This is a genomic window from Rhizobium rosettiformans W3 (assembly GCF_004912135.1).
In the GTDB taxonomy this organism is placed as follows: Bacteria; Pseudomonadota; Alphaproteobacteria; order Rhizobiales; family Rhizobiaceae; genus Allorhizobium; species Allorhizobium rosettiformans.
This window is the reverse complement of the sequence record NZ_STGU01000004.1, coordinates 333419-349157: the sequence shown is the minus strand read 5'-3', so window position 1 is coordinate 349157 and position 15739 is coordinate 333419. Positions and strand designations below refer to the sequence as shown.

The 15739-nt window shown below is 63.0% G+C and carries 14 protein-coding genes; 6 read left to right on the top strand and 8 right to left on the bottom strand.

Features of this window, described 5'->3' with window-relative positions:
• Positions 1-33 precede the first annotated feature (33 nt).
• On the bottom strand, positions 34-2685 hold the full coding sequence (gene mutS / locus FAA86_RS10120) for a DNA mismatch repair protein MutS (protein WP_246035049.1): 2652 nt from the start codon (positions 2683-2685) through the stop codon (positions 34-36).
• Positions 2686-2883: 198 nt separating this feature from the next.
• Here mutS and FAA86_RS10115 point away from each other — a divergent pair, with 198 nt between their 5' ends.
• Positions 2884-5169: an NADP-dependent malic enzyme gene (locus FAA86_RS10115; RefSeq protein WP_136540253.1), complete on the top strand. Its 2286-nt coding sequence runs from the start codon at positions 2884-2886 to the stop codon at positions 5167-5169.
• Here FAA86_RS10115 and FAA86_RS10110 read toward each other — a convergent pair.
• From FAA86_RS10110 to FAA86_RS10080, 7 genes are all read right to left on the bottom strand, one after another.
• Positions 5166-6083: a LysR substrate-binding domain-containing protein gene (locus FAA86_RS10110; protein WP_136540251.1), complete on the bottom strand. Its 918-nt coding sequence runs from the start codon at positions 6081-6083 to the stop codon at positions 5166-5168. The genes FAA86_RS10115 and FAA86_RS10110 overlap by 4 nt on opposite strands.
• Before the next feature lie 433 nt (positions 6084-6516).
• Entirely contained in the window at positions 6517-7398 is an 882-nt protein-coding gene (olsB, locus tag FAA86_RS10105; protein ID WP_136540249.1) for a l-ornithine N(alpha)-acyltransferase, read from the bottom strand.
• An 87-nt stretch (positions 7399-7485) separates the two neighbouring features.
• Complete coding sequence (gene lspA, locus FAA86_RS10100) at positions 7486-7977, bottom strand: signal peptidase II (protein ID WP_113460151.1); 492 nt, start codon at positions 7975-7977, stop codon at positions 7486-7488.
• A 2-nt stretch (positions 7978-7979) separates the two neighbouring features.
• Positions 7980-8840, bottom strand: coding sequence for a TrmH family RNA methyltransferase (locus FAA86_RS10095; protein ID WP_136540247.1), 861 nt, complete (start codon positions 8838-8840; stop codon positions 7980-7982).
• On the bottom strand, positions 8837-9976 hold the full coding sequence (locus tag FAA86_RS10090) for a class I SAM-dependent methyltransferase (protein ID WP_136540245.1): 1140 nt from the start codon (positions 9974-9976) through the stop codon (positions 8837-8839). Before FAA86_RS10090 ends, FAA86_RS10095 begins: the two co-directional genes overlap by 4 nt.
• A 108-nt stretch (positions 9977-10084) precedes the next feature.
• Positions 10085-10429 carry a LapA family protein gene (locus tag FAA86_RS10085; protein WP_113460309.1) on the bottom strand — a complete coding sequence of 115 codons (345 nt, stop codon included), beginning with the start codon at positions 10427-10429 and terminating at the stop codon, positions 10085-10087.
• 94 nt (positions 10430-10523) lie between these two features.
• The gene (locus tag FAA86_RS10080) at positions 10524-10826 is read right to left on the bottom strand and encodes an integration host factor subunit beta (RefSeq protein ID WP_054149157.1); all 303 of its coding nucleotides are present in this window, start codon (positions 10824-10826) and stop codon (positions 10524-10526) included.
• Positions 10827-11128: 302 nt separating this feature from the next.
• Between FAA86_RS10080 and lptC the strand changes: the two genes are divergently transcribed.
• The 5 genes from lptC to hpf all read left to right on the top strand — a co-directional run bounded on the left by lptC (position 11129) and on the right by hpf (position 15689).
• On the top strand, positions 11129-11812 hold the full coding sequence (lptC, locus tag FAA86_RS10075) for an LPS export ABC transporter periplasmic protein LptC (protein ID WP_136540243.1): 684 nt from the start codon (positions 11129-11131) through the stop codon (positions 11810-11812).
• Positions 11809-12360, top strand: a complete 552-nt coding sequence (locus FAA86_RS10070) for an LptA/OstA family protein (RefSeq protein ID WP_136540241.1) — start codon at positions 11809-11811, stop codon at positions 12358-12360. Before lptC ends, FAA86_RS10070 begins: the two co-directional genes overlap by 4 nt.
• 75 nt (positions 12361-12435) lie before the next feature.
• On the top strand, positions 12436-13182 hold the full coding sequence (gene lptB, locus FAA86_RS10065) for an LPS export ABC transporter ATP-binding protein (protein ID WP_162760080.1): 747 nt from the start codon (positions 12436-12438) through the stop codon (positions 13180-13182).
• A 140-nt stretch (positions 13183-13322) separates the two neighbouring features.
• Positions 13323-14891, top strand: coding sequence for an RNA polymerase factor sigma-54 (gene rpoN / locus FAA86_RS10060; RefSeq protein WP_136540239.1), 1569 nt, complete (start codon positions 13323-13325; stop codon positions 14889-14891).
• Between the two features lie 222 nt (positions 14892-15113).
• Positions 15114-15689: a ribosome hibernation-promoting factor, HPF/YfiA family gene (hpf, locus tag FAA86_RS10055; RefSeq protein ID WP_113460158.1), complete on the top strand. Its 576-nt coding sequence runs from the start codon at positions 15114-15116 to the stop codon at positions 15687-15689.
• Positions 15690-15739: the final 50 nt, after the last annotated feature.

The following is a 15739-nucleotide window of genomic DNA, read 5'->3' as shown; positions in this document are numbered from 1 at the left end:
CTTTTCGGGCGCGATTGACAGGCACTCTACCGGTCAAGGCTTGCCAAGTTGTTTCTTGAGATCATAGAGCGCCTCGAGCGCCTGGCGAGGCGTGAGGTCGTCAAGATCGAGTGAGCGCAGCGCCTCTTCGACCTTCGACGGGCCGGATTTCTGGATCTCCTCACGCCGGACAGCGACCTGGAACAGCGGCAGATCGTCGATCAGCTGGGCGGCCGGGTTCTTGCGGTCGCTGTCTTCCAGACGGGTCAGAACATCTCGGGCGCGCGCGACGACGGCCGCCGGCAGACCGGCAAGCCGGGCGACCTGGATGCCATAGGAGCGGTCGGCAGCTCCCGGGCCAACCTCATGCAGGAAGATGACGTCGCCATCCCATTCCTTGACGCGCATCGTCACGTTCGACATGCGGGCAAGCTTTTCCGACAGCGCAGTGAGCTCATGGAAGTGGGTGGCGAAGAGCGAGCGGCAGCGGTTTGCCTCGTGCAGATGTTCGACGGCAGCCCAGGCGATGGAAAGGCCGTCGAAGGTCGCCGTGCCGCGGCCGATTTCGTCCAAAATGACCAGCGAGCGGTCGGTTGCCTGGTTGAGGATGGCCGCCGTTTCCACCATTTCGACCATGAAGGTGGAGCGGCCGCGCGCCAGATCGTCCGAGGCGCCGACACGGGAAAAGAGGCGATCGACCACGCCGATATGGGCGGCACCGGCGGGCACGAAGGAGCCCATCTGGGCGAGGATGGCGATCAACGCATTCTGGCGCAGGAAGGTCGACTTACCGCCCATGTTGGGACCGGTCAGCAGCCAGATGGCACCGGGGCCTTTGGTGTCATGCGGCGAGAGATCGCAATCGTTCGCAATGAAGGGGCTCGCGGCCTGGCGGCGCAGCGCTTGCTCGACCACCGGATGGCGGCCGGCGGTGATCTTGAACATCCTGCTATCGTCAACCAGCGGGCGGCAGTAGCCCTGCTCTTCGGAGAGGGCGGCAAGGCCGGCGGCGACATCGATCACAGCGAGCGCGCGAGCGGCGGCCTTGATCGGCTCGGCGGCGGCAATCACCTGCGCCACCATCCGGTCGAAGGCTGCCAGTTCGAGCGACAGCGCCTGACCGGCTGCGTTTGCAATCCGGCTTTCGAGGTCGGCGAGTTCTGTCGTCGTGAAGCGCATGGCGTTGGCCATGGTCTGGCGATGGATGAAGCGGGACTTCGCCTCGTCCGTGTCGGTCATCGGCCCTGCATTGCCGGCGGTCACCTCGATGAAATAGCCAAGCACGTTGTTGTGCTTGATCTTCAGCGACTTGATGCCGGTTTCCTCGGCATATTGCAGCTGCAGACCGGCGATGACCCGGCGGGACTGGTCGCGCAGGGCCCGGAGTTCGTCGAGCTCCGGAATTGCACCATCGCGCAGGAAGCCGCCGTCGCGCTTCAGAAGCGGCAGTTCGTCGGCCAGCATCGATGCGAGGCTCGGGCCCAAATCGGCGGGAAGGGCTGCGAGATCGGAAAGCGCCTCGGAGAGTTCCTTCGGGAGGCTCGAGGGATCCAGCAGGCGGCCGACTTCGGCTGAGGCGGCAAGGCCGCCGACGATGGAACCGAGATCACGCGGGCCGCCCCGATCGAGCGCCAGACGCGACAGCGCACGCGGCATGTCCGGCACGCGCTTCAGGGCATCGCGCAGGCGATCGACGAGCAGGCCGTCGGCAAGCAGGAAGGCGATGGAATCCTGACGCTCTGCAATGGCTTCGGGATCCGTCAGCGGCGACATCAGGCGCTCAGCCAGCAGACGCGCGCCGCCACCTGTCACGGTGCGGTCGATCGCTTTCAGGAGCGAGCCGTTGCGCTCGCCCGAGAGCGTCTTGACCAGTTCGAGATTGGCGCGGGTTGCCGGATCGATGAAGAGGGTCGAGGCGGCGTTCTGGCGCTCGGGCAGGCCGAGCGGCGGGCGCTCGGAAATCTGGGTCTTCTCGACATAGGCGACGGCTGCGGCGGCGGCGGCGATCTCGGCACGGGAGAAGGCGCCGAAACCGTCCAGCGTGGTCACGCCGAAGTAGCGGGCGATGCGACCTTCGGCACTGGCGCTGTCGAAGAGCACGGCAGGCTGAGGCACGACGACGCGACCGAGCACGTCGAAGGCGGGCTTCAGCTCCTCGTCGTGGAAGAGCGTATCCGGCACGATCAGTTCGCGCGGCTCGATGCGCAGGATATCGGCGAGCAGGCGCGTTTCCGTCGTTTCGGCGAGGCGGAAGATGCCGGTGGAAATGTCGATCCAGGCGAGCGCCAGCTGCGGGGCGGAGCCGCCGCGAATGCGGGCCAGCGCCATCAGATAGTTGGATTCGAAAGGCGAGAGCAGCTTTTCCTCGGTCAGCGTGCCGGGCGTCACGAGGCGCACGACGTCGCGCTTGACCACCGACTTTGAGCCGCGCTTCTTCGCCTCGGCCGGGTCTTCGACCTGTTCGCAGACGGCGACGCGGAAGCCGAGCGTGATCAGCTTCTGCAGGTAATCGTCGGCCGCGTGCACCGGCACGCCGCACATCGGAATGTCCTGGCCGAGATGCTGGCCACGGCGCGTCAGCGTGATGCCCAGCGCCCGCGAGGCATCGACCGCATCCTCGAAGAAGAGCTCGTAGAAATCGCCCATGCGATAGAAGAGCAGGCTGCCCGGGTTGGCGGCCTTGATCTCGATATACTGCTCCATCATCGGGGTCGCCGTCGCGCGGCTTTCCTCCGAGGTCAGCTCGGCGACATTCAGGACATCACTCGGGGTGGCTTGGTATAGCGTCACGGGCTCAATGTTTTCTTGAAAAGGAAGTCGTGCAACACTAACGACTTAAGGCGAGGAAAAACAACCAGGATGGGCCGGCGTTCGCCCGCTGCCCACAACAAGGTGAGGGGAAGCATGGCAAGCGAGAAGACGACCGGCCGGACGAAAGTCTCGGTCACGGAACAGGAAGCGCTGGACTTCCACTCCCAGGGGCGCCCCGGCAAGCTCGAGATCACTCCGACCAAGGCCATGGCCACGCAGCGCGATCTGTCGCTTGCCTATTCCCCCGGCGTTGCGGTTCCGGTCAAGGCGATCGCGGCCGATCCGGCCACGGCTTACGACTATACCACTCGCGGCAACATGGTGGCCGTCATCTCCAACGGCACCGCGATCCTGGGCCTGGGCAATCTCGGGGCATTGGCCTCCAAGCCGGTGATGGAAGGCAAGTCGGTTCTCTTCAAGCGGTTCGCGGACGTCGATTCGATCGACATCGAGGTCGATACCGAGAATGTCGACGAGTTCATCAACTGCGTGCGTTACCTCGGCCCCTCCTTCGGCGGCATCAATCTCGAAGACATCAAGGCGCCTGACTGCTTCATCATCGAGAGCCGGTTGCGCGAGCTGATGGACATCCCGGTCTTCCATGACGACCAGCACGGGACCGCGATCATCGCGGCGGCGGGTCTGATCAACGCGCTGGAATTGACCGGACGCGACTTCAAGACGACAAAACTCGTCTGCAACGGTGCGGGCGCTGCGGCGATCGCTTGCATCGAGCTGATCAAGGCCATGGGCTTCAACGGCGAGAACATCATTCTCTGCGACACCAAGGGCGTGATCTATCAAGGCCGTACCGAGGGGATGAACCAGTGGAAGAGCGCCCATGCCGTGAAGACCGACCGGCGCAGCCTGAGGGAGGCGATGGTCGGGGCGGACGTCGTGTTCGGCCTGTCGCAGAAAGGCGCCTTTGCCGCGGACATGATCGCTTCGATGGCGCCGAACCCGATCATCTTCGCGATGGCCAATCCGGACCCGGAGATTACGCCGGAGGAAGTGGCCGAAATCCGCTCGGATGCGATCATGGCGACCGGCCGCTCGGACTATCCGAACCAGGTGAACAATGTTCTCGGCTTCCCCTACATCTTTCGCGGCGCGCTCGATGTGCGCGCCAGCCAGATCAACGACGCGATGAAGATCGCGGCAGCGGAAGCGCTTGCCAATCTGGCGCGCGAAGACGTTCCAGATGACGTGGCGGCGGCTTATCAGGGCCAGCGCCCGCGCTTCGGACCGCAATACATCATCCCCGTGCCTTTCGATCCGCGCCTCATCTCGGCAATCCCCGTTGCGGTGGCGAAGGCTGCGATGGATAGCGGTGTGGCGCGCAAGGCAATCGAGGATCTCGGCTCCTATGCCCATGAACTCTCCGCCCGCCGCGACCCGATCGCAGCGGCCACGCAGCGGATCTACGAACATGTGCGCAGCCATCCGAAGCGCGTCGTCTTTGCCGAAGGCGAGGAAGAGCAGGTCATGCGCGCGGCGATTTCCTTCGCTAACCAGGGGCTCGGCACCGCCATCCTGCTCGGCCGCGACGAGCCGCTCAAGGCGACCGCCGAACGGGCGGGGATCGATCTCGACCGGCCGGGCATCGAAGTGGTCAATGCGCGCGTTTCGACCCGGGTGGAGGCCTATACCGAATATCTCTATGCCCGCCTGCAGCGGAAGGGTTACCTGCACCGCGATGCGCAGCGGCTGATCAACACGGATCGCAACCACTTCGCCGCCTGCATGGTGGCGCTCGGCGATGCCGATGCCATGGTAACGGGCACGACGCGCAACTATTCGACGGCGCTCGAAGACGTGCGCCGCTGCATCGACACGGCGCCGGGGCATCGCGTTATCGGCGTGTCGCTGGCGCTCGCCCGCGGGCGGACGATCGTGGTGGCGGACACCGCCGTGCACGACATGCCGACAGCGGACGAACTCGCCGACATCGCAGAAGAGGCTGCCGGCGTCGCGCATCGGCTCGGGCTTGAGCCGCGCGTCGCTCTGCTGGCCTATTCGACCTTCGGCCATCCGACCGGCGAGCGCTCCGAGCGCGTGCGTGAGGCTGTGAAGATCCTCGACCGGCGCGGGGTCTCCTTCGAATATGACGGTGAGATGGGAGCAGATGTGGCACTGAACAGCCATCGGATGGAGCAGTATCCGTTCTGCCGCCTGTCGGGGACGGCGAACGTCTTGGTCATGCCGGCGATCCATTCGGCGGCGATCTCGACCAGGATGCTGCAGGAACTGGGCGGGCTGACCGTCATGGGGCCGCTGCTCATCGGCCTCGAAAAGTCCGTGCAGATTGCGCAGATGGGCGCCAAGGACAGCGACATCGTCAACATGGCAGCGATTGCTGCATACAACGCGGCGGTTTAAGCGAAGACCGGAGCGGCTTTTGCGAGCCGCTCCATGTCGTCCTCGATCTCCCGCTTCAGCCAGCGCTTGAACTTTTCCACCTTCTCCGACCACCGCGCATTTTCTGCGGTCACGAAGTAGTGGCCGAAGCCGGTCCTTACCGCCGGACCGAAGGGCGCGACCAGCTGGCCATGCCGCAGCTGATGGGAGGCAATGGTCTGCCAGGCCAGCATCACCCCCTGCCCGGCAATCGCCGCATCAAGGCAGAGGGAGGCTTCGCTGAAGCTGTGGCGGGCCTTGATCTCGGCGCCAGCGAGCCCCACAGCCGCGAGCCACAGATCCCAGTCGAACATGGCCCGACCGTCGATGATCTTCGGCAGATCCAAAATGTCCGCTGGCTGCTTCAAGCGCTCCGCCATCGAAGGTGTGCAGACCGGCACCACGCGTTGATCGAGGATCAGCTCCGCCTTGAAGCCTGGCCAATGGCCGCGGCCGACACGGATCCGGAGGTCGACATCGGTGTGGCTGGCATCGGTCAGACGATCATTGGCATCGATCCGCAGGCCGATCTCGGGAAAGCGCTCGGAAAAGGCAGGGATGCGATGCACCAGCCAGCGGGCGGCGAAGACCGGGGCGACCGAGATGGTCAGCACGCTGTCATCGCTCCGCTTCGCAAGATCCACGGCGCTCGAGAGATGTCGGAAACCATCGGACAGGCGGGCCAGCAGGTCGACCGCCGTCTCGGCCGGCACCATGCCACGGCTTGTCCGTTCGAAGAGCAGCCGACCAAGCTGCTGCTCGGTCTTGATGACCTGCTGGCTGACGGCGCCGATCGAAACCCCGAGTTCATCAGCCGCCGCCTGCAGGGAGCCGAGGCGACCAACAGCTTCAACAGCGCGCAGGCCGTTTAGATGCACCTGACTGAGGTTCTTCATATAGAAAAGCTATATTCGATCGGGGCAAAACTCAATTGAATTTCGGTGCCGGGAGCCTGAACATGGCCTCACAAACAGCAGCAAGATCTTCCAACCGGAGCAGAGAAGGGTCGAGCCATGTTCAAGTTTCTCTGGAAACCGACTACACATTCGACGCCAGCGCCTCATGACTGGAGGCATGACCCCATGGGCCACCCGACCGTGCGAGACATGAGCCTTCGGGAGCTCGCGGACCTGCCGATGGTGGCAGAGGTCCCGAAGCCGGCAAGGACGGTCGAGAGACAGGCATGCGGTGGCAGGCAGAGTGTCGGCCGGATGCACGCAGCGGCATGCGCATTGCCACGATGATCGACAGAAACGGGGTCCAGCACCCTGCGAAAGCCTCTCGCCTGGCCGGCAAGCTTCTCTCCCCCGCGGGGGAAAGCATGTATCTTCAGCTGGCGCTGGCGAAGCGGCCGGCGTCCGCGCCGTAATAGTTCACGTAGCGGCCGGAGATGCTGGAGATCGGCAGGATGATCAACACGTCGGTCGTGTTGAACGCCTGGTCGACGACCGCGCCATTGCCGACCATGGCGCCGAGGCGAAGATAACCCTTGATCAGCGGCGGCATGGCAAAGAGAGCGCGGCGGGCATTGACGGCTTCCGACGGCATCAGGTCCATCTCGCGGTAGAGATGCGGCAGCGCATCCACGGCCCATTCGCCGCGCGCGACAGCATTGTGATGCAGGAAGGAAAGCGCAAGGGCGTGTTCTTCCGGCTGCGTGCCGGGGAAGGAACCGCAGCCGAACATGGCGTCGATGCGGTGCTGCAGGGCATAGGCCCAGCAACCCTGCCAGAGCAGTTCGACGGTGCGCTTGGTGCGGTATTGCGGCAGCACGCAGGAGCGGCCGAGCTCCATGAAGCGCTTGCCCGGGTGGCGGGCGACCAGAGAATCGACGCCGAATTCCGAACCTGAGTAGAAGCCGCCATGGGCGATCGCCACGTCGTGGCGCAGCAGGCGATAGGTGCCGACGATCTGATCTTCCGTGTCGCCTTCGATGGCGCGGTCGAGAACCAGCAAGTGATCGCAAAGGCCGTCCCAGCTGTCGACATCGCGGCCGCGGCGGGCGCAATCGGGATCGACCTGGGCCTTCATCTCCTCGACGAAGACGCGGTAACGCACTGCCTGCGCGGCGTCGATCTCGCGTTCGGTGCGGGCAAGGCGCGTCTCGAGGCTGCCAATGCGGCCCAGGAGATCACGGGAGGACGCAAGTCCCAGCGGCAAGGCTGCCGGGCTTTCCAGAAGAAGGTCTCGTTCGATCAGTTCCACGCTCATCGGATCTATCCAGCGTTGAAGTCACGGGCCTTTAAACACGACACTGCTACAGGAAAGTGACAAAACTTCGGAGGCTTATGACGCCTGTCAAGCCTCCGGCGGCTTCGGTTTGCGGTGCTGAATGATCTCGTCGATCACGATGCAGATCGCACCGATGGTGATGAAGCTGTCAGCCAGATTGAAGACCGCAAAGGACCAGGTGTCCGTGTAGAACAGGATGTAGTCGACGACGTAACCATAGGTCAGCCGATCGATGATGTTGCCGAGCGCGCCGGCGATGATCATCGAAAAGCCGAGATGGGCAAAATGCTGCTCCGGGCCGGTCTTGCGCCACAGCCACAGAACGAAGCCGACAATGACGAGACGCAGGCCGATGATGAACCAGCTGTCGAGATGGGACAGCATGGAAAAGGCGACACCGAGGTTGTGGGTGCGGTAGAGCGCCCAGAACGGCAGAACCGGGATCAGCTCATGCATCGGCAGAGTGACTTCCACCGCATATTTGATCGCCTGGTCGAGGATCAGGGCAATCGCGATGAAGGTGAGAACCGGGCCTGGCCGGTTGAAGGCTGCGAGCATGATCACTTGGCTCCATCGAGCGTGAGCAGGTGGCGACGAACCTCGAAGAGCATGACACCGGTGGCGACCGCAAGGTTGAGGCTATCGGCCATGCCGACCTGGGGGATGCGGGCGAGCTTGTCAGCCGCCTGAGCCAGCTCATCTGGCAGGCCCGACTGCTCATTGCCCATCATCAGGATGACCGGCTTCGACTTGTAGTCGATGGTGCGGTAGTCGACGGCGCCGGCGAGATGCGTGGCCACGAGGCGGGCATCGACCGACTTCTTCCACTTGAGGAAATCAGCGGGCGATGTCTTCACCAGGGGCAAAGCGAACATCGAGCCCATGGTGGCGCGCACCGTTTCCATCGAGAAGGGGTCGGTGCAGTCGCCGACGAGGATGACGCCCGAGGCGCCGGTGGCATCTGCCGTGCGGATGATGGTGCCGAGATTGCCGGGGTCGCGAACGCGGTCGAGCGCAATCCAGGTTTCCGAGCCCTTCGGCTGGATGTCCTTGAGCGGTGTCCAACGCTGTTCGAAGACGGCGGCCACCATCTGCGGATTTTCCCGCCGGGTGATCGAGGACATGACCTTTTCGCTGACTTCCAGCACCAGTCCGCCGGCGGCGACGGTGCGGGCGGCCACCTTCTCGACCAGCGGCTTGCCCTTGCCGGCCTTGGCATAGACGAGGGTGCGGATGGTCCAGCCGCGATCGAGCGCGTCGATGACGAGCTTCAGGCCTTCGGCGAGGAATGTCTTGCTCTCGTCGCGCGCCTTCTTCAGGGACAGCGCCTTGATGTCCTTGATGATCGGATTGGCGAGGCTGGTGACTTCCTTGACCTGGCCGACCCGGCGCGGTCCCTCGTGGCGAAAATCATCGGTCATTTCGGCACCCAGCGGCTGAAAAGAGAGGTGGAGAGGGCACGCCCCGGCGTCTTGCCGTCGAGACCAGCCTCACGGATCACGAGCTCGCCCGACTCGACCAGCCCGCCCTTGCCACGCATGGTTTCGCGCATCAGTTCGTGGATCGAATAGAAGCTCGCGCGGATCGAATAGGCGGTCAGCACCAGACCCACCGCCTTGGGTGCCAGGAGCTCGCGGCAGATGTCGAGCATCAGCGGCAAATGGTCGAAAAGCTGCCAGACTTCGCCATTCGGGCCGCGGCCGAATTTCGGCGGATCGGTCAAGATGATGTCGTAACGATTGCCGCGGCGCTCCTCGCGCAAGATGAACTTCATCGCGTCTTCGCAGATCCAGCGGATCGGCGCCTTGTCCAGGCGGCTCAAGGACTGGTTTTCGCGGGCCCAGCCAATGGCCTTCTTGGAGGCGTCGACATGGGTGACTTCGGCACCGGCAGCAGCGGCAACCAGCGAGGCAACGCCGGTATAGCCGAAGAGGTTCAAAACCTTCAGCGGCCGATCGGCAGCTTCGATCTTCTCCTTCATCCAGCTCCAGTGGGCGATCTGCTCCGGGAAGACACCGACATGACGGAAAGCCGTGAAACGGCCATGGAAATCGACGCCGAGGAGCGAAAGCGGCCAGGTCTCGCCGAGCGCCTCGCGGGGAAAACGCCAGCGGCCCATGCCATCTTCATCCGTGTCGCCGGTGAAGACGGCGTCTGCCTTGTCCCAGACATGGGTGGGCAGTGCCTTTGGCCAGAGGGCCTGAGCTTCGGGGCGGACGATGCGATAGGGACCGTATTGCTCGAGCTTCAGGCCCTCGCCGCTATCGATCAGGTGGAAATCGCCGGCCCCCGTGGATTCCAGGATCAGCGGCACGCGCTCGGCCGGGCGCTCGCCGGAGCGCACCGTCAAGGGCCGAGAGGGCTCGGCCGCGGTGTCAACGGCTTGCGGCTGCGGGCGGCTTTTGGGCGCATCGGCATCGCGGCGTGGCGGGCGGCTAGAACGGTCGTCCCTGCCCTTTGCAGACGCGGGCTTTGCCGAGCCCGGCCGGTCCGAGCCATTGCCTTTCGCCTTCGCTCCCGGGAATGGCTTGCCGGGGCGACGTTCCTTGTTCTTCACGTCTGATATCCGTGGGTCGGTGTTCGTCTCGGCCTGCCCTTAGCATTGCCGGCCCGGCGCGAAAAGGAAATTTGGCGCGAGCACGCGTGGCTTGCGCCGCCGGCGTGGTCAGCGCGCGCCGATCTGGGGAAGGGTCGAGCCGGCAATCTCTTCGGCGCGCGTCTTCTGACGATCCGCCTCGGCCTGCCACTGCTGGGCCATGCGCGACTGGTTGCGCGCCTTCTTGCGGTGCTTGCCCTGGGTGAACCAGGTGACGATCGCACCCAGCAGCACGCCGAGCATGACGGCAAGGATCAGCAGCACGAAGAGGGGTGCTGAAACCGAGAGCGCTTGGTCGGCCGGATTGAAGGGGTTCAGGGCGAGATTGACCGGCGCGCGGTTGGCAACTGCCAGAATGACGAGGAGCACACCGAGCGGAACGAATACCACGAGGCTCACCACTTTGCGCACCATCTCGACAACTCCCATTTCTGCCCGATCCCGCAACCGGGACCTCTCAGTGGTTCAAGGTAAGGACAGAGGCGGAATTTTCAACGCGAAAAGCGTCTTATTCGTCGTCCTCGTCGCCCATGCCGGGGTTGAGGCGCTCGCGCAATTCCTTGCCGGTCTTGAAGAAGGGCACCCACTTCTCTTCAACGAAGACGGTTTCGCCCGTGCGGGGATTTCGGCCGGAACGCGACGGGCGGTTCTTGACGGAGAAGGCGCCGAAGCCGCGCAGTTCCACACGGTTGCCCGCTGCGAGCGCATCGGTAATTTCGTCGAGTACCGCGTTCACAATGTTTTCGACATCGCGATGGTAGAGATGCGGATTGCGGGCCGCGACGATCTGCACCAATTCCGACTTTATCACGCGGACCCCCTGAAATTTCTCTTGTGACGTGAGCGGCGACAAAGTTGCCAAAGCAAAAAAGCTCAGTCAAGGAACAACTTAACCATAAATTGGTGGCTTTGCGAGCGATATGACGTGCATCACACGCTAAATCGTGATCGGCGTCGCCTCACTTTATCCACCCGGCCCGTCGACGCTCCCTCTGGCGCAGTTCTTGTAACCGGGCCGCCACAATCCATATTGGCAAGGACCGGTGGACATGCGAAACGACGAAAGTAGGCGCACAGGTTTCGGCCAAGCGCCATGAGAACGGGTTCCTGTTAATGCTGCAAACGACACATGACGGCCTGCCGACCGCCGACAGCGGATCCGGCGCTGAAGCCTATCGACGGGCCGTGAACCATTCACGCCGTGTGCGTCGCCTGCGCTTTCTGCTGCCGGTCGCTGCGCTCGGGATCACGCTTGCCTTCGTGGCCGTCTCCTTTGTCCGCGGCTTGATGCCCGAGGAGCTGCAGATTGAATCGGCCAAGATCGAAGACGGCAAGGTCGTGATGGAGAAGCCTGCAATCGCCGGGCGCAATTCCGACGGCGTGCGGTATTCGATGCGGGCCGAGCGCGCGCTGCAGGATATCAAGAACCCCAACATGATCACGCTCGAGACGATCGCTGCGGCGGTGCCCGTCAATGACAAGGTTGTCGCCAATGTCGTGGCGACCAGCGGCATCTTCGACCGCGGCGCCAATATCCTCGATCTCGACAAGCCCTTCACCCTGAACCTCAGCAGCGGCATCGATGCACAGTTCGGCTCCGCGCATCTCGATATCTCCGGCGGCACCATGAAGACGGACGATCCGGTGGCGATCCAGACCAAAGGCGCCTCGATTGTTGCGAACTCGCTCGAGATGAAGGATAAGGGGCGAACCATGATTTTTTCGGGCAGCGTCAAGTTGAATATCGAGCCGTCCGCCCTTCGCAGCAATCGGTCTATGGAAGCCGCCCAGCCATGATGAATCGCCCCTCTACCACGTCTGTTGTCGCTGGCTTCCTGTTCGTTTCGGCGAGCATCCTGGCATCGGCCGCTGCAGCCCAGACGACCAACAGCCAGATGGACGGCCTGAAGCTGTCGAACGACCAGCCCATCCAGATCGAAAGCGACGCGCTGGAAATCCGCGAGCAGGAGAAGAAGGCTTTCTTCTCCGGCAATGTGAAGGTGGTTCAGGGCACGACGACGCTGCAGGCTGGGTCGATGGTGGTGCATTATCGCGGCGAAGGCCAGACGGTCACACAGGGCAATGCCGACATCGAGAAGATCGACGTCGCGCAGAAGGTGTTCCTCTCCTCCGGCACGCAGCAGGCAACCGCCGACAAGGGCTATTTTGACATGGCCCAGCAGCTTTTCGTGCTCGAAGGCGAGCGCGTGGTGCTGTCTGAGGGACAGAATGTCTTTGTCGGCTGCAAGCTGACCGTTCAGATGGAAACGGGACGGGCGAAGCTCGACAGCTGTGGCCGGCGCGTCCAGATCCAGCTGGATCCCAAGTCCCAGCAGAGCAACTGACGGGTCCGCGTGAACGTGCACATTCCTTTTTTCTCCAGGACAAAGCAGGCCAAGAAGGCGGCTGCCCCGGCCGGCCTGCCGGGCGACAAGGCGCGCTACGAAGGCACGCTGATCGCCCATGGACTGACCAAGACCTATAATTCCCGTCGTGTGGTCAACGGCGCCTCGCTCGTGGTGCGCCGAGGCGAGGCCGTTGGCCTGCTCGGACCGAACGGGGCTGGCAAGACCACCTGTTTCTACATGATCACCGGGCTGGTGCCGGTCGATGCCGGCACGATCTCGATCAACGGCAATGACGTGACGTCGATGCCGATGTATCGGCGCGCCCGCCTCGGCGTCGGCTATCTGCCGCAGGAAGCCTCGATCTTCCGTGGGCTGACGGTCGAAGAAAACATCCGTGCCGTGCTCGAAGTGCACATTTCCGACAAACGCAAGCGCGAAGCCAAGCTCGACGAACTGCTGGCGGAATTCCACATCGAGAAGCTGCGCAAGTCGCCGGCGGTGGCGCTGTCCGGTGGTGAGCGACGCCGTCTCGAAATCGCCCGCGCGTTGGCGACGGACCCGACCTTCATGCTGCTCGATGAGCCGTTCGCCGGCGTCGATCCCATCTCTGTTTCTGACATCCAGAATCTGGTCCGTCACCTGACGGCCCGCGGTATCGGCGTCTTGATCACCGACCACAATGTGCGCGAAACGCTCGGCCTGATCGACCGCGCCTATATCATCCATGCCGGCGAGGTGCTGACCCACGGCCGCGCCAACGACATCGTCAACAATGCCGATGTCCGTCGTCTCTATCTCGGCGAACAGTTCAGCCTCTAGGGTTCGGCGAAGAAAACGCCACCCCTCCCCCTCCTGCGGCTTGACCAAAGTAAAATAAAAAGCAATTTTTGGGCCAAGTGGATTTTTCCCGCCATCAAGGGCGGGAATACGGGGGAATGTAGGGGAGTCGAACGTCCGCCATGGCCTTATCCGCCAACCTGTTCCTGCGACAGAGCCAGTCTCTGGTGATGACTCCGCAGCTGATGCAATCGATTCAGCTGTTACAGATGACTCACCTCGAACTGATGCAGTTCATCGCGCAGGAAGTGGAGCGCAATCCGCTGCTCGAAATCGCGGCAGATGACGGAGATTTGAGCGGAGACCCTTCCGAGACTGCCGATCGCCACGGCACCGGATCTCAGCAGGACAATCAGGTCAATGGCGATGATTTCGCAGCACCGCCCGCTCTAGACAGCGATTGGTACGAAAACGACGCCAGCGACCGTCTGAACGACCGCCTCGACACCAATTACGATACGGCCTTCGCCGATGAAGGCTCGGCGCAACGCCCCGATGCGCCGGAGCTGCTCGGCCAGTGGAAATCGATGCCTGGGCAATCGGGCGATGGCAGCGAAGGTTTCGACCTCGACGATTTCGTCGCCGGCCAGATCAGCCTGCGCGACCACCTCAATCAGCAGATCCCGTTTGCGCTCAGTACCGCCTCCGATCAGCTGCTCGCCTCCGTGCTCGTCGACCATCTCGACGAAGCCGGCCATCTGCGGGCCGATCTCGCCGAGATATCCAGCCGCCTCGGCCTGTCGCGCGATGCCGTGGAAGAGGTTCTCACCACCCTGCAGACGCTGGAACCCGCGGGTGTGTTTGCCCGCTCGCTCAGTGAATGCCTGGCGATCCAGCTGCGCCAGCGGGACCGCTATGATCCTGCCATGGCGGTGCTGGTCGACAATCTCGAGCTCCTGGCAAAGCGCGATTTCGCGACGCTGAAGAAAATCTGCGGCGTCGACGAGGAAGACCTCATCGACATGCTGTCGGAAATCCGCAAGCTCAACCCCAAGCCGGGCAGCAGCTTCGAACACGCCGTCAGCGAGTCTGTCACGCCCGACATCGTGGTCCGGGCCGATGGAAACGGCGGATGGCGGGTGGAGCTCAACCCGGACGCCCTGCCCCGCGTGCTGGTCAATCACAGCTACATGGCGGCCGTGCGCCCCGGTATGGCCAAGGATGCGCCCGACCAGGCCTTCATGTCGGAATGCCTTCAGAACGCCAACTGGCTGACCCGCAGCCTCGACCAGCGGGCAAAGACCATCACCAAGGTCGCGGCAGAGATTGTCCGGCAACAATCGGCCTTCCTCGATCACGGCGTCGATCATCTGCGTCCGCTCAATTTGAAGACGATTGCCGACGCGATCAAAATGCACGAATCGACCGTCAGCCGCGTCACCACGAACAAATACATGATGACGCCGCGCGGGCTGTTCGAGCTCAAATACTTCTTCAGCGTGTCCATCGCGTCGGCCGAGGGCGGAGACAGCCATTCGGCGGAAGCGGTTCGCCACCGGATCCGCGCGCTCATCGCCCAGGAAAGCCCCGATGCCGTGCTCTCCGATGACGACATCGTCGATCAGCTGAAGGCGAGCGGCGTGGAGCTGGCGCGGCGCACCGTGGCGAAATACCGGGAGTCGATGAACATCGCCTCCTCGGTGCAAAGACGCCGTGAAAAGCGCGCCATGGCCAAGGTTTCCGCGGTCTGACCGGCCCAAATCACCGCAAAGATTAACAGGAGATTGACTCTGCGGCCGATGGCGGCTAGAAGCGCGCCGCAATCGACAGCGCACACTGTCGCCGAGGGAAAAGTCCCCTCGACCACGCCCGACAAACGAAGGCAGAGACTGACCGAACCGCTCGAAAAGCTTGGACGCGGACGTCGCTTGGCGTAAAATGGATACGCAACCAATCATAAGAAGGGAAACTCCATGAGTGTGCGTGTATCCGGCAAGCAGATGGAAATCGGTGAAACTTTCCGCCAGCGGATCGAAGACCGAATCCAGGATGCGGTTACCAAGTACTTCGACGGAGGGTATTCCGGGCAAGTGGTCGTCACGAAGTCGCAGTCGCGCTTCGCGGCCGATTGCCTGGTGCATCTCGATACCGGCGCGAACCTGCATGCCGCAGGCGAGGCCAATGATCCGCAAGTGGCGTTCGACACGGCGTTCGAACGCGTCGAAAAGCGCCTGCGCCGCTACAAGCGCAAGCTGAAGGATCATCACGCCGGCGAGGCTCAGAACCCGCCGATCGAGGTGGCCTATACGGTCATGGACTCCGTGGACGAGGATCACGAGGAACTGCCGGAAGACTACGCGCCGACGATCGTGGCCGAGAGCACAAAGAAACTGCGGACCATGTCGGTCGCTACGGCCGTTATGGCTCTCGACATGACGGATGAACCGGTTCTTCTGTTCAGAAACCCGGGAAGTGAACAATTGAATATCGTTTATCGTCGGAATGACGGTAATATCGGGTGGATCGATTCCGCCAACATCAAAGGCTGAGGATCGGCTTGGGCGGCTGCACGAGGCGGCCGCCCGCTCGTCGATCCGAG